Annotated in this window: 19 protein-coding genes and 1 riboswitch; of the genes, 16 read left to right on the top strand and 3 right to left on the bottom strand. The window is 69.5% G+C overall.

Annotated elements, in window-relative coordinates; translation table 11 throughout:
• Positions 1-122: 122 nt before the first annotated feature.
• The 4 genes from AB0E69_RS06550 to AB0E69_RS06535 are packed head-to-tail and all read left to right on the top strand — an operon-like array spanning position 123 to position 4,499.
• Positions 123-392: an FHA domain-containing protein gene (locus AB0E69_RS06550; RefSeq protein ID WP_360140645.1), complete on the top strand. Its 270-nt coding sequence runs from the start codon at positions 123-125 to the stop codon at positions 390-392.
• On the top strand, positions 389-1,159 hold the full coding sequence (locus tag AB0E69_RS06545) for a PP2C family serine/threonine-protein phosphatase (RefSeq protein WP_360140642.1): 771 nt from the start codon (positions 389-391) through the stop codon (positions 1,157-1,159). The genes AB0E69_RS06550 and AB0E69_RS06545 overlap by 4 nt, the downstream gene beginning before the upstream one ends.
• Entirely contained in the window at positions 1,156-1,935 is a 780-nt protein-coding gene (locus tag AB0E69_RS06540) for a hypothetical protein (protein ID WP_360140639.1), read from the top strand. The genes AB0E69_RS06545 and AB0E69_RS06540 overlap by 4 nt, the downstream gene beginning before the upstream one ends.
• Positions 1,932-4,499 carry a protein kinase gene (locus tag AB0E69_RS06535; protein ID WP_360140636.1) on the top strand — a complete coding sequence of 856 codons (2,568 nt, stop codon included), beginning with the start codon at positions 1,932-1,934 and terminating at the stop codon, positions 4,497-4,499. Before AB0E69_RS06540 ends, AB0E69_RS06535 begins: the two co-directional genes overlap by 4 nt.
• Positions 4,500-4,508: 9 nt before the next feature.
• Here the strand turns inward: AB0E69_RS06535 and AB0E69_RS06530 are convergent, their stop codons facing one another.
• Genes AB0E69_RS06530 through AB0E69_RS06520 form a run of 3 tightly spaced genes read right to left on the bottom strand, consistent with a single transcriptional unit; the run spans position 4,509 to position 7,167 of the window.
• Positions 4,509-5,348: a hypothetical protein gene (locus AB0E69_RS06530; protein WP_360140633.1), complete on the bottom strand. Its 840-nt coding sequence runs from the start codon at positions 5,346-5,348 to the stop codon at positions 4,509-4,511.
• Positions 5,345-5,923 carry a sigma-70 family RNA polymerase sigma factor gene (locus AB0E69_RS06525; protein WP_360140630.1) on the bottom strand — a complete coding sequence of 193 codons (579 nt, stop codon included), beginning with the start codon at positions 5,921-5,923 and terminating at the stop codon, positions 5,345-5,347. The genes AB0E69_RS06530 and AB0E69_RS06525 overlap by 4 nt, the downstream gene beginning before the upstream one ends.
• Complete coding sequence (locus tag AB0E69_RS06520; RefSeq protein WP_360140627.1) at positions 5,920-7,167, bottom strand: phosphotransferase; 1,248 nt, start codon at positions 7,165-7,167, stop codon at positions 5,920-5,922. The genes AB0E69_RS06525 and AB0E69_RS06520 overlap by 4 nt, the downstream gene beginning before the upstream one ends.
• Before the next feature lie 73 nt (positions 7,168-7,240).
• Between AB0E69_RS06520 and dop the strand changes: the two genes are divergently transcribed.
• From dop to AB0E69_RS06460, 12 genes are all read left to right on the top strand, one after another.
• A complete protein-coding gene (dop, locus tag AB0E69_RS06515) occupies positions 7,241-8,761 on the top strand; it encodes a depupylase/deamidase Dop (protein ID WP_360140624.1) in 1,521 nt (506 codons plus the stop codon).
• 58 nt (positions 8,762-8,819) lie between these two features.
• The gene (locus AB0E69_RS06510) at positions 8,820-9,029 is read left to right on the top strand and encodes a ubiquitin-like protein Pup (RefSeq protein ID WP_360140621.1); all 210 of its coding nucleotides are present in this window, start codon (positions 8,820-8,822) and stop codon (positions 9,027-9,029) included.
• An 8-nt stretch (positions 9,030-9,037) separates the two neighbouring features.
• Entirely contained in the window at positions 9,038-9,880 is an 843-nt protein-coding gene (gene prcB / locus AB0E69_RS06505) for a proteasome subunit beta (RefSeq protein WP_360140618.1), read from the top strand.
• Between the two features lie 38 nt (positions 9,881-9,918).
• On the top strand, positions 9,919-10,773 hold the full coding sequence (gene prcA, locus AB0E69_RS06500) for a proteasome subunit alpha (protein WP_360140615.1): 855 nt from the start codon (positions 9,919-9,921) through the stop codon (positions 10,771-10,773).
• A gap of 80 nt (positions 10,774-10,853) precedes the next feature.
• A complete protein-coding gene (locus tag AB0E69_RS06495; RefSeq protein ID WP_360140612.1) occupies positions 10,854-11,384 on the top strand; it encodes an NUDIX hydrolase in 531 nt (176 codons plus the stop codon).
• Positions 11,385-11,397: 13 nt separating this feature from the next.
• Positions 11,398-11,483, top strand: a riboswitch (ZMP/ZTP riboswitch).
• Between the two features lie 18 nt (positions 11,484-11,501).
• The gene (locus tag AB0E69_RS06490; RefSeq protein ID WP_360140609.1) at positions 11,502-12,374 is read left to right on the top strand and encodes a bifunctional 5,10-methylenetetrahydrofolate dehydrogenase/5,10-methenyltetrahydrofolate cyclohydrolase; all 873 of its coding nucleotides are present in this window, start codon (positions 11,502-11,504) and stop codon (positions 12,372-12,374) included.
• Positions 12,375-12,438: 64 nt separating this feature from the next.
• Positions 12,439-12,807 (top strand): chorismate mutase, encoded by a 369-nt coding sequence (aroH, locus tag AB0E69_RS06485; RefSeq protein WP_360140606.1) that lies wholly within the window; start codon positions 12,439-12,441, stop codon positions 12,805-12,807.
• Between the two features lie 6 nt (positions 12,808-12,813).
• Positions 12,814-13,890 (top strand): prephenate dehydrogenase, encoded by a 1,077-nt coding sequence (locus tag AB0E69_RS06480; RefSeq protein WP_360140603.1) that lies wholly within the window; start codon positions 12,814-12,816, stop codon positions 13,888-13,890.
• Between the two features lie 44 nt (positions 13,891-13,934).
• Entirely contained in the window at positions 13,935-14,615 is a 681-nt protein-coding gene (cmk, locus tag AB0E69_RS06475; protein WP_360140600.1) for a (d)CMP kinase, read from the top strand.
• Positions 14,605-15,345: a lysophospholipid acyltransferase family protein gene (locus AB0E69_RS06470; RefSeq protein WP_360140597.1), complete on the top strand. Its 741-nt coding sequence runs from the start codon at positions 14,605-14,607 to the stop codon at positions 15,343-15,345. Before cmk ends, AB0E69_RS06470 begins: the two co-directional genes overlap by 11 nt.
• Entirely contained in the window at positions 15,338-16,705 is a 1,368-nt protein-coding gene (der, locus tag AB0E69_RS06465) for a ribosome biogenesis GTPase Der (RefSeq protein WP_360140594.1), read from the top strand. The genes AB0E69_RS06470 and der overlap by 8 nt, the downstream gene beginning before the upstream one ends.
• A 360-nt stretch (positions 16,706-17,065) precedes the next feature.
• On the top strand, positions 17,066-19,228 hold the full coding sequence (locus AB0E69_RS06460) for a sialidase family protein (RefSeq protein WP_360140591.1): 2,163 nt from the start codon (positions 17,066-17,068) through the stop codon (positions 19,226-19,228).
• Positions 19,229-19,275 lie beyond the last annotated feature (47 nt).

Here is a 19,275-nt window from a genome sequence, read left to right as displayed (position 1 = left end):
CGACGGTCTGTCCCCGCTGTGCCCATCCAGTTCCGCCGATCACCGCGACCAGCGCGCCGCCGGTCGGCGTTTCGGCGGTCCGGTTGCGGCTACCTGACGGCGCGACCGTCGGTATTCGGCCGATGGCTGTTGTTGCCATCGGCCGGGACAGCTCGGACGCCCGCATCGCGGACGGGCTGGCGTCGTACGACGGGGTATCGAGACAGCACGCCGAGCTGACGGTCGCCGACACCGGTGTCGTACTCGCCGACGTCGGCTCGGTCAACGGAACCGTTGTCGACGGTCGACCTGCCGGCAACCGTCCGGTGCCACTCGACCCGGGCCTGCACGAGGTTCGGCTCGGCCGGGCGGCGGTGCTCACGATCGACGTGATCGCGGGGGAGGAGTCATGACGATCCTGCGGATCGCGGCGCGAACCCACGTCGGCCGCGTGCGAACCGAGAACCAGGACTGCCTGCTGATCAACACCTGGCTGTCCGCGCGCGACGGTACCTATGCCCGCGAGCAGGTCCTCCGGCCGGGCGAAGACCCGTACGTGGCCGCGGTCTTCGATGGGATGGGCGGGCACGCCGGCGGCTCGGTCGCGTCGCGGGTGGCCGCGGCCACCCTGGCCGCCCGGCCGTTGTCCGACGTCGAGCCCGGGACGATCACCGAGCGGGTCGCGGCTGCAGCGCGGGCGGTTCAGACGGTGTCGGACGACGTCCACGGACTGCGAGGCCTGGGCTCGACAGTGGCGGGTGTGGCGGTGACCGCGACGCGGTTCAGCGTGTTCGCCGTCGGTGACAGCGCGGTCTTCCGGATCGCCGAGGGGTCGGTCGGTGAGCTGACCGTGCCCGATCGCCGGCCAGATCCACATCGGGACGGCGCGACGGTCCTGACGCAGAGCCTGTCCATGTACACGTCGTCCCCGGACCCCGCGGTGGAGACCTACCCGATCGTCCGTCCGGTCCGCCTCTTGATCTGTACCGACGGCCTCACCGACGTCGTCGCCGCAGACGACCTACGCGCCCTGCTCGCCGGCCCAATCGGCAAGCCCGGCGTACCCGAGCAGGCAGTCACGGACCTAACAGCCGCGACCTTGAAGAACGGCGCCCCAGACAACGTCTCGCTCATCGTCCTGGACCTCGTACCACCAGACCCCCGGGAGCCCAGCCGATGACCCTCACCATCCTCCTCGCGGCCGCGGTCCTGGTCCCGTTCTTGTTCTGGGTCCTGAAAGGCGCCCGACCGAAGATCGGCGCGGGACCGCGACAGTTCCACGCTCATCGCTGGGGATTCTTCCGGCGGTACTCCGTCGACAGCGCGTCGTTGTGGCCGTCACTCATCCTCGGCGGCATCGCGGTCGCCCAGCTTGCCGAGGCACATCAGCTCGGGACGTCGGTCATCGCCGGAGGCTTCTTCCTCGGGTTCACGTGCGGTGTCCTCTCCCGCATCGGCGCCGACGCCGTCGTTCACTGGCTGCTGGCTTTCGTCTGCTTGGCCGGGTCGATCACAGAGATCTGGGAGCTTGGCGGTCGGTACCCGGACCAGCCCGTCTATCCGTACGTGCTGCTCGTCCTGCTCACGGCCTGTTTCCTCGTTGGCGCGGCGCGCGGTGGGATCGCGAACCTGGTCTCGCCGCGGCGTGCTCAGGTGTACTTCGCCATCGTCGACGTCGTCCTGTTCCTGGTGAGCCCGGGGAACGTGCCGCTGTACTACCTCGACCCTGGACCGCGGGCCCTCTACCTGGTGGTGGCCTTCGGCGCCTGCTTCCTGCTCGGGTTCGTGAACGTCGGCATCGCGGTCGGCCTGATGGCCGCCGGCTCGGCCGTGACCAACTTCGTGCTCACCAACGGTGCCTCGTGGACCGATCCGACAGCGCTGGTTCTCGCGCTGGTCGGCGCCAGGGTGGCGTTGCTGGGGCGATCAGCTTTTGCTACGGGGGTGCGCAGATGACGGAACGACCTGTGACGCGGCACGAGTCGGCGGACGATCGGGCCAGGCCGGTGACGCGGCACGAGAGTGAGCGGACCGGGGCGCCGGTGACTCGGCACGAGGGGGACGAAGCGTCGGTCGGGCGGCACGTGTCGCGGGCGCGGTTGATACCTCCGCCTGAGGTGGACGCGCGGTACGAGTACGTCCGGGAGCTGTCGTCGGGTGGCGCTCAGGCCGATGTCGTCCTGTTCCGGGACCGGAGCAACGGTCAGGAGGTCGCGATCAAGATCTACCGGCCGGACGCGTCGAAGGTGCTCGACCAGGACGCGATCAAACCGCTGGAGTCCGCCGACACGGATCACGTCCTGGAGTTCACGCTCCACTCCGATGACTTCCAGGTGTGGGAGGTCCAGGAGTACCTCCCGCTCGGCAGCCTGGAGGATCTCGTCAACCGTCGCGGTGCCGGCCCGCAGGCGCCCGAGTTCGTGCTCGACGTCCTGAAGGAGATCGGGCAGGCGCTCGACCATGTGCACGCGCTCGGCGTGTCACACCGGGATCTGAAACCGCAGAACATCCTGATCCGGCGGGAGACTCCACTGGACTGCGTGCTGGCCGACTTCGGCCTCGCCCGGATGGGGGTCCTGTCCAACGCGATCGGTTCGGTGGCCGGTACCTACATCTACACCTCGCCGGAGGGCAGCGTCGGGCGCGGCAACAAGGCAAACGACTGGTGGGGGCTGGGTGTCATCGTCCACGAGCTGCTCACCGGTCGTCACCTGCACGCGATCCCTGGCGGAGACGGCGTACTGAGCGAGGTGCGGGTGCGCGCGGCGTACTTCGAGCAGTCCTGGTCGTACGACGAGGTCACCGACCCGCGCTGGAAGCTCCTGCTCGACGGCCTCCTGTCACCGGCCGAAGGCCGCTGGGTCTGGGCCCAGGTCACGGAGTGGATCGCGGGCGGGTCGCCGGCGATCACCGCGCACTGGCCGAACCGGACGCCGATCAGCCGGCGCCGCGCCCGGAAGTCGTACCACTTCGCTGGGGTGCAGTGCACCGAGCCGGCAGAGTTGGCGCGCGCGATCCGGGAGAACTTCACGGTCGCCCGCGACCACCTCGCCGGTGTCCGCGTGTCGGACCTGCGGGCGTGGTTGCACGAGACGCCCGTCGGCGACGAGGCCGACGGCATCCTCGACGCCGTGCGTTCGGGTGCTACCTCGCCGGGGCGCGCAGCGGTCGAGCTCCAGTTGCTGCTCGATCCCGAGCACGAGCCGTCGTTCCGCGGCCGGGAGCTCTCCGGTGCGGAGCTCACCAAGACGATCCGGGCCGCGCTGAAAGGCGATGCGGCCGCGGTCGAGTGGGTCCATGAGTTGCGCAGCTCGTCCGTGCTCTCGGTCGTCGGTCAACACGCTGAGGAGCCGCTCCTGTCGCGAGCGGACGACCTGCTGGCCATGTGGTGGCGCCGCATCGACACGGGACTGCTACAAACGGGGTTCTGGGCGCAGCCGGAGGTGCGGAAACTCGTCACGGACGCCGTCCCACGACTGGAGGGGACCCTCCTCGACGCGGCGTTGAGCGACGAAAAGCGGAAGATGGTGTGGAGTCGCGCCCGGGAGCTGCTGTCGGACAGGCGGTCAGTCGAGCGGACCGATCAGCTCAAAGTCTCGATATCGCGTGAGTTGAACTTGGAGAACTTCGTCGAGGCCGCGGTGGTCACCCTGGTCTTCCCGTCGTGGTTCGAGGAGGTCGAGTCACGACAGAGCGCGGCCGCCGCGAAGGCCAAAGCGGAGAGGGACGCGGCCCGTAAGGCGGCGCAGGCCGAGTCGAAGGCCGAGCGGGAGCGTCAGAAGGAGGCCATTCGCCGGGACCAGGGCCTCCGGATCCAACGGAGGCGGACCAAGGACAAGATCGCCATCGGAATCGGCGTAGCGACCTGCGCAACGGTGGTGCTCCCGTGGCTCGTGGGCCGTTACCTGCTTCGCGGGAGATGGCCGCGCTACAACTACTCCGCGGTGTACGACGTCGACGCTCGGCGTGCGGGCGCGTACTTCCTCAGCGACTGGCTCAGCGGCTGCATGGTCGTCGCCGTTCTGGTCGCCGCATACCTGGTCCTCCGTCCTTGGCGGCAGCGCGTGGGGACAATCGTGGCCACCGCGCTGGGCCTGGGCGCGATCTGGTACTGGGGCGTCCCGTATGTCCAGGCACAGTGGCAGAAGCAGGAAGACACGACGGTCGCTCTGCTGTCGAGTACGCCGTACCCGTTCGAGGACAAGTACTACACGTGCGGATCCGCCACCCTGACGGGGCGGCGGATCAACGCGGCCGGGTACGTCGAGTCGTACTCGTACTCGATGTTCACCGGGCGGACCAAGGGCAGTACGACGCAAGCGTGCAACCTGATCGAGGTCTACGACGGCTGGCAGCGGATCAAGAGGTTCGATCTCCGGGCGAAGCAGTACGTCGACAGCAACACCTTCTCGAGCCCGGTCACCGTCACCGAGAACAGGCCGCCGGAGAAAGCCGTCTTCACCGTGCAGACGAGATCGGGAAAACTGACGTACAAACTGTCCGCGCTGCTGGCCCGGTGACTTGGCTTCTTACAGCGGGATCCGGTGTCCGCTCGCGTCGTACGCCCGGACCTGTTCGGTCGGGGTGGAGTTGTCGTGGAGGATGGCTCGGCTGTCGGTGTAGGCGTAGCCGTTGGTCACGATGCCCCTGATCCAGGGGGCGGCGCCGCCCTTCCAGACGTAGCGGGACTCGATGCGGGCGACTGTGGGGTGGGCTCGGTAGAGCTTCCAGAACTGGAAGGACCTCTCCGTCGGGCCGGTGCTGAAGCCGGAGCCGCCGATGCGGGTGAGGGGTTGGGCCTTGGTGGGCTGTGGGGCCCAGTCCGTGTCCCTGACCGCAACGATGTTCATACCCGGCTGGCACAGGGCGATGCCCTGGTCGTAGTAGCCGCCCGGTTGGGGCGGTCCCTTGACGAGCAGGATCATCAGCTTGCTCGTGGGAGAGAGGCCGCGGACCCGGCGGTCCCAGAGGACCTGGACGGGCTTGCTGCGGCCGTTCGGAAACCGGCAGGACGCCTGGGCGGCCGCATTCGCCTCGTTGGCGGGGACCGGCCCGAGGTCGACCGATGTCGGGAGCGGCAGATCGGTGTCAGCGTTCGGCGGGAGCGAGTTCTTGACCTTGACGCTTGGCGTAGCCGTTGGCGTCTCGCTGACCGGAACCCCTTGGTCGTGGATCCGGTCGGCCACAGCGACCGTGCCGGCAGCGACGGCAGCGACGGCGGCGACCGCCCCGACAGCGGCGACCGGTGCGATCCAGCGACGACGTGCCGCACCTGCCGGCTGGGTCTGGTCCAGCACGCGGTTGCGGAGGCGTGTGTGCTGCGCCGGGGTCAGCGGGGGGACCTGCGGCGGATCGAGCTTCGTAGTCATGAGAGCTCCTCGAGAAGGGCGACCTGGCTGAGCAGGTCGGGGAAGCGGCGGCGGGTGCGGTGCAGGCGGGCCTTGACGGTGCCGACGGATACTCCGAGAGCCTCAGCGGCCTCGGTCTGCGTCAGGCCGGCCCAGATGACCAGCTCGAGCGTCTCCCGCTCGTGCCTGGGCAGCTTCGCGACGGCCCGACGTACGGCGGACATCTGCCGCTCGTCGTCCAACCGGCGGGCGACGTCGGTGGCATGGTCCGGTCCCGGTGCCACTTCCGGGAGCCGCTCGACCAGCCGACGGAACCGGGTGCTGGCACGAGCGACCGTGCGGCACTCGTTGCCCGCCACCACCAGCAGGTAGGCGCGGGCGCTCGGCGACGCCAATGGGCCGGGCGGCCTGCGCTGGAACTTCCGCCACACGGTCACGAACGTCGCCTGCACCACCTCCTCGGCGGCTGTCCATGACGCGGTACGGCGGAACGCGAACGCGTACACCGCGTCCGCGTGGCGGTCGAACAGCTCGCCAAGAGCCTGGTGATCGCCCTGGCGCAGCCGCTCCCACACCTGGGGGTCCGATTCAGTCACACCGGTAAGTGCCCGCGAGTCCCGCCGATGGTTGCAACGATCTCGCGTAGCCCGGTCTCCACGTCGTTTGGTAGGTCCAGTAGCAGGCCGCGGTGGACCCCGTACCAAGGGGAGAGCCAAGCCCAGTCCTGTGCCCGTTCGCGCAGCTCAGGGCTGGGTTGGTAGGTCTCAGCGACGCCCTCGCAGCTCAAGGCCCAGGCGAGGTCCAGGGCGGGGTCACCGATCTCGGCGTCGGTCCAGTCGATGACACCGGTCAGCTGACCGTCCGACATCAGGATGTGGTCTGGCCCGAAGTCAGCGTGCACCAGGGACGTCCGTACCCTCGCAACGCGCCCCAGCAACGCCTCCGCAGCTCCCCGGACCTCAACAGGGAGCAGCGGCACCACCTGCGTCCGGAACTCGTCCAGCACGACCGCCTTCTCCGCAGCCGCCGTTGCAGCGTCCAGTGCGCCGTGCGCGACCGCTTCGTCCACGTCGACAGCGTGCAGCGCCTTCAGAAACGCACCGAGCTGCCGACCTGTCTCACGGCAACCTCCAGCGAACGGCTGGCCGGGCAGCAGCAGGTGACGTACGCCGTCGTCCGTCAGCGACGGTACTGGTATCGGCAGCGGCAGCTGTGGCGCGAGCCAGGGGAGGAGGGTCGCTTCAGCAAGCAGCCGGGGACGGACCGCAGCCCGTCGAGGTGACCGGTAGAGCCACGGGCCCTCGACCCACGCATCGCTGTCCCAGCCCTCGCTGACCGTCACCTGCAGACCCCTGACGTACGCACCGAGCAGCCCGACCGTGTCCGGCATGAACGACCAGTCTGGGTCGTCCAGCCGCGCCACCAGGTCCGCCGGTGACATCCAGCCGCCCCACTCGACCTCCTCCGGCTGGTGCCTCACCTCGCCGTCCCAGACGCACGTGTACAGGTAGGCGTGGTACGTCGTCCGGTCGTCGGCGTAATCGCCCTCAGGCAGTCGTGTGAGCTCTACACCCGCAATGCCCAGCTCCTCCTCGAGCTCGCGGACCACCGCGTCGAAGGGGTCCTCACCAGCCGCGACGACCCCGCCGGCGGCAAAGTCGTAGCGGCCCGGGTACACGTCCTTCGTCGGCGTCCGGCGGTGCACGTAGATGTCGCCGGACGGGTTCCGCACCACGACGCCGGTCGCCGCGTGCCGCAGGTTGTCGCGGCGCATCACCGACCGCGGCACGGATCGGATGACACGGTTGTCTTCGTCCAGGATCGCGACCAATTCCTCCATCCCGGCAGTTTCACAGGTAACCCTGTGGACACAGCAACTCGTTTAGCCGTAGGGACCGCGTAGGCTCGTGGGCATGAGTGTTCGGCGGATCATGGGTACCGAGACCGAGTTCGGGATCTCGGTGCCGGGCCAGCCCGGGGCCAACCCGATGCTGACCTCGAGCCAGGTGGTGAACGGCTACGCCCAGACGCAGCCGCTCGCGCGGAAGACGCGGTGGGACTTCGACGAGGAGCACCCGCTGCGGGACGCGCGCGGGTTCGACCTCAGCCGGGAGGTGGCCGACTCGAGCCAGCTCACCGACGAGGAGACCGGCCTGGCGAACGTGATCCTCACCAACGGCGCCCGGCTGTACGTCGACCACGCCCACCCGGAGTACTCGGCGCCCGAGACCACCAACCCGCGGGACGCGGTGGTGTGGGACAAGGCCGGCGAGCTGGTGATCATGGAGGGCGCCCGGCAGGCCCGCCTGATCCCGGGCGCGCCGCAGCTGAACCTCTACAAGAACAACACCGACAACAAGGGCGCGTCGTACGGCTCGCACGAGAACTACCTGATGCGCCGGTCGACCGCGTTCGCGGCGATCGTGCGGCACCTGACGCCGTTCTTCGTCAGCCGCCAGGTGGTCACCGGCGCGGGCCGGGTCGGGCTCGGCCAGGACGGCGCCCAGCACGGCTTCCAGATCAGCCAGCGCGCGGACTACTTCGAGGTCGAGGTCGGCCTGGAGACGACGCTCAAGCGGCCGATCATCAACACCCGCGACGAGCCGCACGCGAACCCGGACCGCTACCGCCGGCTGCACGTAATCATCGGCGACGCGAGCCTCTCCGAGATCTCGACGTACCTGAAGGTCGGCACCACCTCGCTGGTGCTGGCGATGATCGAGGACGGCTGGCTGACCGACGACCTCGGCGTGGACCGGCCGGTCAGCGCGCTGCACGAGGTCAGCCACGACCCGTCCTGCACACACCTGATCACGCTCAAGGACGGGCGCAAGCTCACCGCCGTCCAGCTGCAGACGGAGTACCTCGAGCAGGCCCGCAAGTACGTCGAGGACAAGTACGGCGACGACGCGGACCGGCAGACCAAGGACGTGCTGAACCGGTGGGAGCAGGTCCTCGACCAGCTCGCCACCGACCCGATGAAGCTGTCCGACCAGCTCGACTGGGTCGCGAAGTACAAACTGCTCCAGCAGTACCGCGACCGCGACGGCCTGGAGTGGGACGACCCGAAGCTGCACCTGATCGACCTGCAGTACGCCGACCTGCGGCCGGACAAGGGTCTTTATTACAGGTTGGTGAAGTCGAACCGGATGCAGCGGATCGTCACCGACGAGGAGATCCGGATGGCGGTCGCGCACCCGCCGGTCGACACCCGGGCCTACTTCCGCGGCCGCTGCATGCAGCAGTACGCGCCGCAGGTCGCGGCCGCCTCCTGGGACTCGGTGATCTTCGACCTGCCGGGCAAGGAGTCGCTGCAGCGGATCCCGACGCTGGACCCGTTGCGGGGCACCAAGGCGCATGTCGGGGCACTTTTGGACCAGTGCGACACCGCGAGTGACCTGGTTCGCACCATCACTGGGGGTGCCGCCGGGTAGGGTCGCTATTGAGGGCCGGTCAGGTGGCCCTCCCAGCGGTTCTAGGAGGTGTGTGGCCATGGCGAAGGACGGCGGTCAGCAGCACAAGCAGCCGAAGCGTTCGTCGAGCGAGGAAGAGATCGAGCAGGTCGAGACGTCCGAGGATGTCGCCGAGCGCAAGGAACGGCTCGACGAGGACGTGGACTCGATCCTGGACGAGATCGACGAGGTGCTCGAGGAGAACGCCGAGGAGTTCGTCCGCGGGTTCGTGCAAAAGGGTGGGGAGTGAACCGCTCGATGACTTTCGATGCCTCCGGCCGGTTGCCGGAAGCCTTCCTGACCCCAGGTGGCTCGTCGTTCATGGACTTCCTGGCCGGGCACGCGCCCGACCTGTTGCCCGGACGGCGCAGCCTGGGGCAGGCCGACTTTTCCGCCGACGTCCCGCACGGTACGACGATCGTCGCGGCCACCTTCCCGGGTGGCGTCGTGATGGCCGGCGACCGGCGGGCCACGATGGGCAACATCATCGCCCAGCGTGACATCGAGAAGGTGTTCCCCGCCGACGAGTACTCCGCGGTCGCGTTCGCGGGCTCGGCCGGCTTCGGGATCGAGATGGTCCGGCTGTTCCAGGTCGAGCTCGAGCACTACGAGAAGCTCGAGGGCGCGACGCTGAGCCTGGACGGCAAGTCCAACCGGCTCAGCGCGCTGATCCGGGGCAACCTGGCGATGGCGATGCAGGGACTCGCCGTGGTGCCGCTGTTCGCGGGCTACGACGAGGACATCAAGGGCGGGCGGATCTTCTCCTACGACGCCACCGGCGGCCGCTACGAGGAGCACCACTTCCACAGCGTCGGCTCGGGCTCGCTGTTCGCCCGCGGCGCGCTGAAGAAGCTGTACCGCGAGGACGCGTCCGAGACCGACTGCGTCACGATGACGATCCAGTCCCTGATCGACGCGGCCGACGACGACTCGGCGACCGGTGGTCCGGACATGTTGCGGCGGATCTTCCCGGTGGTCGGCGTGGTCACCGCGGACGGTTACCGGCGGCTGCCCGAGGACGAGGTGGCGGCGCTCGTCGACGCGGCCTGGGCGCAGCGGCACGAGCGTCCCGACGGTCCGGCCGCGGCCTCCCTGACGTGACCCTTGACCCGATCGACTGACAGAGGACGACACCTTCGATGAGCGTTCCCTTTTACGTCTCGCCCGAGCAGCTGATGCGGGACCGGGCGGACTTCGCCCGGAAAGGCATCGCCAAGGGCCGCAGCGCGATCGCGCTGCAGTATGCCGACGGCATCCTGTTCGTCGCGGAGAACCGCTCGCCCGCGTTGCACAAGGTGGCCGAGATCTACGACCGGATGGCGTTTGCCGCCGTCGGCCGCTACAACGAGTTCGAGAACCTGCGGATCGCCGGCGTCCGGCTGGCGGACATGCGCGGGTACTCGTACGACCGGCGCGACGTCACCGGCCGCGCGCTGGCCAACGCGTACGCGCAGACCCTCGGCGCGATCTTCTCCTCGGGAGGTGAGAAGCCGCTCGAGGTGGAGATCCTGGTCGCCGAGGTCGGCGGCTCGACGGCCGAGGACCAGATCTACCGGCTCACCTACGACGGCTCGATCGCGGACGTCCGCGGGTACGCCGTGATGGGCGGCCCGGCCGATCAGGTCGCGGACTACATCGGCGAGCACTTCCAGGACGGCATCTCCCTGGCCGGGGCCCTCCGGCTCGCGGTGGACGCCCTCGGGCACGACGGCACGGACGTCCGGCAGCTGACGCCCGACCAGCTCGAGGTCGCGGTGCTCGACCGGACCCGGAGCCAGGTGCGCAAGTTCAAGCGGATCTCCGAGGAGACCCTCGCCCGCATCCTCTCCGAGTCCCGCCCCGACACCAGCCCGACCGTGGAGCACGACACCGCTGATTCGGCAAGCGCGACGTCCGAGGACGCGACTTCGTCCGACGACGCTGCCGTCGCGCCACCGGCGGACGACGCGCCCATCGCCCCACCGGAGAACCCCGAGGACGACCGCCCGCTGTGACGGAACAACCAGAGGACTCAGCCGTCACGGAATACGTGGCGGCTGAGTCATCTCGTCCCGCGGATCCTGAGCCTTGGGAGTTGCTGGGGGAGGAGCCGGGGTTTCGGCGGTTTCTGACCGTCAGGCTGCGCCGCTACCGGATGCCGGACGGGCGTGAGGTCGAGTGGGACGTCATGGGGCCGGAGTCCGAGGACGGGATCTCGGCCGGGATCACCGTCCTGCCGCTGACGCCGGACGGGCGGATCGTGACCATCCGGATGTTCCGCGCCGGCCCGGACCGGGTGGTGACCAACCTGCCCGGCGGCCTCGTCGAGCCCGGTGAGGACGTGGCGATCGCCGGCGCCCGCGAGCTCGAGGAAGAGACCGGCTACACCTGCGAGACCCTCGACGTGGTCGGCTGGCAGTGGTCAGGTGCCTCGTCGACCTTCCGCAAGTACGTCGCGATCGCCCGCGGCTGCCGGCCCGAGGGTAAGCAACAGCTCGACGAGGCCGAGGACTGCGTACCGGTCGAGCTCACCGTCGACGCCCTCCGGACCGAGTTGCGTACGCCGGGCGCCATGACCGGCATCGACGCCGCCTACCTCGCCCTCGACCACGCCGGCCTGTTGTAGCCCGGTATCCTCGACCAAGGACCGCGACTGGCGTTGAGGTGGACTACCACCGGGAAACGGTCTGCCGAACCGGCTTCGCCGCGCGCCTGGGCACTTGGCTCACTTGAGGAGTGCGCGATGACTGCTGAACTGATGGTCGGGACCGAGCTGGCGGCCGCGATGGTGACGCGGGCCGCCGAGCGGGCTGCGGAGTTGGTCGAGAAGACCGGCGTCCAGCCGTGTCTCGCGACGGTGCTGGTCGGGGACGACCCGGCGTCCGCGACGTACGTGCGGATGAAGCAGAACCGCTCGAAGAAGGCGGGTATCGCGTCCCGCAGCGTCGTACTGCCGGCCGAGACGACCACCGAGGAGCTCGTCGCCGAGATTCACAAGCTCTCGAGCGACCCGGCCGTGCACGGAATCCTGCTCCAGCACCCGGTGCCGGCTCAGATCGACGAGCGGGCGGCGTTCGAGGCGATCGACCCGGCCAAGGACGTCGACGGCGTGACGATGCGATCCTTCGCTGCGATGGCCTTCGGCGACCCCGGCTTCCGGTCGGCAACCCCCGGCGGGATCATGCGCCTGCTGGAGGCGTACGACGTACCACTCCAAGGTGCGCACGCCGTGGTCATCGGCCGCAGCCCGATCCTCGGCAAGCCGGCCGGGATGTTGCTGCTGGCATCGAACGCGACCGTCACCTACACGCATTCACGGACGGTCGACCTGCCCGCGATCGTCCGGACCGCCGACGTCGTGATCGCCGCGGTCGGCAAGGCCAACTTCGTCCGCGGCGACTGGCTGAAGCCGGGCACGGTCGTGATCGATGCCGGGTACAACGAAGGCAACGTCGGCGACGTGCACTTCGAGGAAGCGGCCCAGGTGGCGCGGCTGATCACGCCGGTCCCGGGCGGCGTCGGGCCGATGACGATCGCCCTGCTGCTGGAGCAGACCGTCGATGCCGCCGTGGCACAATCCGAGACGGATGTCCACGCTGTGGCGACTCTGGCCTAAGGTTTGGGAAGACGATCCAGCCGCGATCCAGCGAGGATCCAGCGACGGGCAGGGAGGCGAAGACGTGGCGGTACGGGCGATCCGGGGTGCCACCCAGCTCGACGTGGACGAGCGGGAACACCTGCTCGACCGGACGGCGGAGCTGGTGCGGGCGGTCCTGGAGGCGAACGAGCTGGAGAACGAGGACCTGATCAGCATCCTGTTCACCGTCACCTCGGACCTGCGGTCGGAGTTCCCCGCCGTCGCCGGCCGGCAGATCGGACTGACCGACGTACCGCTGATGTGCATGCAGGAGATCCCGGTCCCGCACGCACTGCCGCGGGTGGTGCGGCTGATGGTGCACACTGAGTCGTCGCGGTCGCGGGACAAGATCCAGCACGTCTACCTGCACGGCGCGACCGCGCTGCGGCCGGATCTCACGGGTGCCCAGTGAGTGTCGATGCCTGAGCTGCGCGGCCCGGTTCGGATCGTCGGCACCGGCCTGATCGGTACGTCGATCGGCCTGGCCCTCGCCCGGCTCGGCGTGGTCGTCGAGCTGGTCGACGCCAACCCGGACAGTGCGCTGATGGCCGAGCGGATCGGCGCCGGCTCGCGGCTGGTCCAGATCGAGCCGCAGCTGGTCGTGGTCGCCGTACCGCCGGACCATGTCGGCGCGGTGATCGCGGAGCAGCTCGAGCAGACCGACGCGATCGTGACGGACGCGGCGAGCGTGAAGTCCAAGCCGCTCGCCGACGCCCGCGGGCTGACCGGTGATCTGACAGTGGATTTGACGCGGTATGTCGGAAGTCACCCGATGGCCGGCTCGGAGCGGAACGGCCCGCTCGCCGGACGCGCGGACCTGTTCGACGGCGCGACCTGGGCGATCACGCCGCACGAGACCAGCTCGCCCGACGCCGTCGAGCTGGTACGACGACTCGCCGAGGCCTGCGGCGCGCGGACGGTCGAGATGTCCGTGGAGGACCACGACCTGGGCGTCGCCCGGGTGTCGCACCTCCCGCACTTGATGTCGGCGCTCGCGGCCGGCACCCTCGCGGACGCGCCGTCGTCGCACCTCGAGCTGTCCGGCCAGGGGGTCCGGGACGTGACCCGGATCGCGGCCGGCGACCCGGCGCTGTGGACGCAGATCGTCGCCGCGAACTCGACGGCGCTGACCGGTCTGCTCGAGCAGATCCGCGGCGAGCTCGACCGGCTGCTGGTTGCCTTGGGCAAGGAAGAGGCGGGCGACGAACTGACCGCGATCCTCGGCCAGGGCGTGTCCGGCGCGGTCCGCGTCCCGGGCAAGCACGGCGCCCCGCACATCGACCTGGTCCCGGTCCTGGTCACGATCCCCGACCGCCCCGGTCAGCTCGCCCGCCTGTTCGCGGACGCCGCCGAGTCCGGCGCCAACGTCGAGGACCTCCGGATCGACCACAGCCCCGGCCGCCCGGTCGGTGAGGTCGAGCTGGCCGTCAAACCGGGCTCGGTGGACCAGTTGGTCGAGGTGCTCACCGACCGCGGCTGGGTCGTCCACCGCTGAGGTCCAGCTGCGAAATTGTCACCGGGCGCAGGTAATCTTCGGGCATGATCATCGCTGTGGACGGCCCGAGCGGGTCCGGTAAGTCGAGCACGGCGCGCGGCGTCGCGAGCCGGCTGGGACTGCGGTTCCTCGACACGGGCGCGACGTACCGCGCGGTGACCTGGTCGGCGATCGAGCACGGGCTGGACCTGGACGACAAGGCAGCGGTGGCGCAGCGCGCCCGGGAGCTGCGGCTCGAGCTCAGCACCGACCCGGTGAACCAGTTCGTGATCGCCGACGGGACCGACGTGACGACGGCGATCCGGGAGCCGCGGATCAGCGAGGTGGTGTCCAAGATCGCCACCAACCTGGACGTCCGCAAGGAGCTGATCCGGCGGCAGCGGGCGGTCATCGACGACGCCCAGTCGAGCGGCGGGATCGTGGTCGAGGGGCGCGACATCGCCACCGTGGTCGCGACCGACGCCGAGCTGAAGGTGCTGCTGACTGCGGACCAGGAGGCCCGGATGGCCCGCCGCGGTGCCGAGCTGGCGGCCGGTTCGGTGACGGCGGAGGAGCTCCGTGACCAGATCGTCCGGCGGGACGCCGACGACTCGACCGTGTCGGAGTTCCAGGTGGCCTCCGACGGTGCGGTCACCATCGACTCGACGTACCTGTCGCTCGAGGAGGTTGTGGATGTGATCAGCAGGCTGGCGAAGGAGACCGCGACGGTGCCGCATGACCGCTGAGCTGACCGGGCGCAAGGATCAGCACCAGGAGCCGCCCCGCACCGATGACCTGTCGCCGCTGCCGTACCGCTTGGCGCTGCCGATGCGGAAGGTGGCCCGGCCGTACTTCTTCCGCAAGTACGACCTGACCGTGCACCACGAGGAGCGGTTCCCGCCGACCGGGCCGCTGCTGATGACGCCGAACCACCTGAGCCTGCTCGACGCGCCACTGCTCGGCGCGGTCGCGCCGCGGATGCTGCACCAGCTCGGCAAGATCGAGGTGTTCGGCGGTCCGCAGGGAGCGTTCCTGCGCCGGATCGGGCAGATCCCGGTCGACCGGGGGACGTACGACGTGCTCGCGGTCCGCAAGTGCATCCGGGCGCTGCGTGACGGCCGGGTGCTGAACATCTACCCCGAGGGTCATCGCGGCGCGGGTGATTTCCGGCGGATCCGGGTCGGGGTGGCGTACCTGGCGATGGTCACCGGCGCTCCGATCCTGCCGGTGGCGCTGATGGGGACCCGGCCGCCGGGCGGTGGTCTGAGCAGCTATCCGGCCCCCGGGAGCCGGATCGACGTCGTGTATGGCGAGCCCTTCTCCGTGGACCGCGTACCCTTTCCCAGGAGACATTCCGACGTACAGGCGGTCGCCGACCACATCGGCGACGTGCTGCGCGCCCACGTGAAGGCGGCCGTCGAAGCCACCGGCCACCCACTTCCGGGCCGGCCAGACCAGAAGGACCCTGATGACTGAACTGCCCACCGATGTACCGACGCACGAGCGTGAGGACACCGGCCCGCTGCCTGTGCTCGCGATCGTCGGCCGTCCGAACGTGGGCAAGTCCACGCTGGTCAACCGCATCATCGGCCGCCGCGAGGCGGTCGTCGAGGACACCCCGGGTGTGACCCGGGACCGGGTGTCGTACGACGCCAACTGGGCCGGCCGCGAGTTCACCGTGGTCGACACCGGCGGCTGGGACCCGGACGCGGTCGGCATGGCCGCCCTGGTCGCCGCGCAGGCAGAGGTCGCGATCAACGCGGCCGACGCCGTGCTTTTCGTCGTCGACGCGAAGGTCGGCATCACCGACGCCGACGAGGCGGTCGTCCGGGTGCTGCGGAAGTCCGGCAAGCCGGTCGTGCTCGCGGCGAACAAGGTCGACGACCAGCGGATCGAGTCCGAGGCGATGAACCTCTGGGGGCTCGGCATCGGCGAACCGTTCCCGATCTCGGCCATGCACGGGCGGGGGACCGGCGACATGCTGGATGCGGTCCTGGCCGCGCTGCCCGAGGCGCCGGCGGAGCGCGACGGCGAGGTCGGCGGGCCGCGCCGGGTCGCGATCGTCGGCAAGCCGAACGTGGGCAAGTCCTCCCTGCTGAACAAGGTCGCCAAGGAGGACCGGGTCGTCGTCAGCGACGTCGCCGGGACCACGGTCGACCCGGTCGACGAGCTGATCACGCTCGGCGGTCAGGAGTGGCGGTTCATCGACACCGCCGGCATCCGGCGCAAGGTGAAGAACTCCCAGGGCCACGAGTACTACGCCTCGCTGCGGACCAACGCCGCGATCGAGCGGGCCGAGGTCGTCGTGGTGGTGATCGACGCCTCCGAGCCGATGACCGAGCAGGACCTGCGGATCATGAACGCGGTCGAGGAGGCCGGCAAGGCGCTCGTGATCGCGTACAACAAGTGGGACCTGGTCGACGACGACCGGCGGTACTACCTGGAGAAGGAGATCGACCGGGAGCTGGTCCAGTTCCGGTGGGCGCCACGGGTGAACATCAGTGCGATGACCGGGCGGCACATGGAGAAGCTGGTGCCGGCCATCGAGGCGGCGCTGGACGGCTGGCAGACGCGCGTCCCGACCGGCCAGCTGAACGCGTTCCTCGGGCGGCTGGTGGCGGCGCACCCGCACCCGGTGCGGTCCGGGAAGCAGGCGAAGATCCTGTTCGGCACGCAGGCGACGACGATGCCGCCGACGTTCGCGATCTTCACCTCCGGGCAGATCGAGCCGTCGTACCAGCGGTTCATCGAGCGCCGCCTGCGCGAGGACTTCGGCTTCGTCGGCAGCCCCGTGCACGTCCAGATCCGCGCCCGGCAGAAGAACAAGAAGCGCTAAGACCATTTCACCCGCTTGGAACAGCTAGCGGCCCGGTAAGGCCTCCGGCAGGCTCCGTGTCCCCAACACGCCCTGCGGAGGCCGCCCATGCACCCCCTCCTCACCGCAACCCTCACCGCCACCCTCCTCGCAGCCCACAGCACAACCCCCGCCGCCGCTGAAGCCACGCGTCCCACCCCCGGCATCACACGCGCTGGGGCTGGAGGCGCGCCCGCGGCCCCGGGGGTCGCGCGTGCTGCCGGTGCAGTCGCGCCTCCTGCCCCCGGCGGCGCAACTGCTGGCGTTGGGCTTGCGTCTGTTTCGGCGGGCCGGGTTGGAGGTGTTGCGGGCTCAGCTCCCGCAGCTGAGGGCTCCGGGGTTGTGCGTACCTACGAGGTCGAGCAGCCCGGCACCCTCCCCTCCGGCTGCTCAACGCCGGCTGGGAAGGCTGCTGCTTCGGTAGCAGTCCAGGGTGATCAGCACGTGCTCCTCGTCGACGACCATTCGTCCACCTCCCACACCGTCGTCACCTGCCCCCTGGACCCCCGCCCAGCAACCACCTTCTCCTTCAAGACCCTCCCCGCCGCCCTACCCAACGGCTTCCTCGTCAGCCTCCTCACCGGCACCACCCTCGCCTACCACCTCAACATCACCCCCGACGGAGCCGTCCACTGGTACGACGGCACCCACTGGACTCAGCTCGCCACCGCAAACACCGTCCACGTAGGCGCCTGGAACACCTTCCGCCTGGAAGCGACCCCACAATCGGCCCAGCTCTTCGTCAACGAAATCAACCTCGGCACCGCCTCCCGCGCATCAGCACCCACCCCGAACATCACGGCGTACCAACTAGCCAGCAACGGCACAGTCCCCACCGGCGACCGCATCTACTTCGACGACGTCACCACCACACCCGGCCGCACCTACGACACCGAGCCTCTCGGCGCCACCCCCTCCGGCTGCACCACCCCAGCAGGCAAGTCAGCGGCAGTTGTCAGCAACGTCCGCGCCCACTCCGGCACAGCGTCCCTCCGCCTCGACGACCGAGCCACAAACACCCAAGAGGTCGTCTCCTGCCCGGTAGTCCCGCAGCGCGGCATCGACCTCCGCCTCTCGACGTACCCGGCCGAAGTCCAGAACGGCTTCCTCATCTCACTCCGCGGCCACTTCGAGGGCCAACCCGACCCAGCCGTGGTCTTCCACCTCGCCTTCGTCACCGACGGCAGCATCCGCTGGTATGACGGCCTCGCCTGGACGACCGTGACCACACCCGGCGCCGTCCCGGTCGGAGCCTGGACCGACCTGAGGATCCGCGCAGCCGTCGACGAGGAGTCGATCGAGGTGCTGAAGGACGACACCGTGATCGCCCGCGCCGGCCCGGTCGGCATGCGCCGGGTCACCGACATCACCGGCTTCGACCTGTCGAGCAACGGTACTGCGACAGCGGGGGACGAGGTGTTCTTCGATGACGTACAGGTCGACGCGGCTCCCGAGGTACTGCCGCCTGGTGCCGTCGGCATCGGCCCGGCGGTGACGATCCAGCAGGAAGACGGGCTGCTCCAGATGCCGCACTCGTCGGTCAGCACCGGCACCGAGGCGATGGTTACGTATGCAGCGCACGTCGACACCGCCGCGGGTACGGGGACTCGCTTCGCGACCTCGGCGAACGCGGGGGAGACGTGGTCCGTGGCCGCCGCCCGCAACCCGATGCCGGACGAGCAGTCGTACAACCTCTCGCGGTTGCGGAACGGCGATCTGATGGCGCTCTCGTACCACACGTACATGCGCGCGGGGGACCGCAGCGCCGACGTCGAAACCAAGGTGTCCCACGACGGCGGCCAGACCTGGGGAACGCTCCGGGTCGGCGCGATGACAACGCCTGAGACGATGCGGCCGATCGACGCGAACAGCAGCCGGCCGGGGCGGTCGCTAGGTGGATTCGTGCTGGTTCACAACGTGGTCGAGGACGCGGACGGGACGCTGTACCAGTCGGCGTGCGGCTACTACACGAACGACACGAAGTACCGCCAGTTGATCCTCCGCTCCACCGACGGCGGCGTGAACTGGACCACGCTCTCCACGGTCGCGTACAACGGCACCCAGCCCGGCGAGGGCTTCTGCGAGGCCGCGATCGCCCGCGCCGCGGACGGCTCCCTGCTCGCCGTCATGCGCACCGGCAGCTACCTGAACATGTACACCGCCCGCTCGACCGACAACGGCCGCACCTGGACCACCCCGTCGATCCTGCGCGCCGGAGGCCTCGCCGTAGTAGGCGTCTACCCCAACCTGATCCCCCTCCTCGACGGCCGCCTCGCCTTGTACTACGGCCGCCCCGGCCAATCCCTCATGCTCTCCCCGGACGGCTCCGGCACGACCTGGCTCCCGCCCACCCCCATCGACTACCGCAACTCAGCCAACGGCAGCGCCATCCCCCTGACCCCCACCACCCTCCTCACCTTCGGCGACCGAGGCGCCAACTGGTCCCCCAACAAACCCCCCACCTCCACCATCTGGTCCCGAACCATCACCCTCCCAACCCGGTAAAAACCACCCCACCCGATGGGGTAAGGTTTACTCCGGTCCGCTCCTTG

Source organism: Kribbella sp. NPDC026611 (assembly GCF_040638345.1).
GTDB lineage: Bacteria > Actinomycetota > Actinomycetes > Propionibacteriales > Kribbellaceae > Kribbella.
The sequence above is the reverse complement of the archived record's forward strand: the minus strand, read 5'-3'. Positions and strand labels throughout refer to the sequence as shown.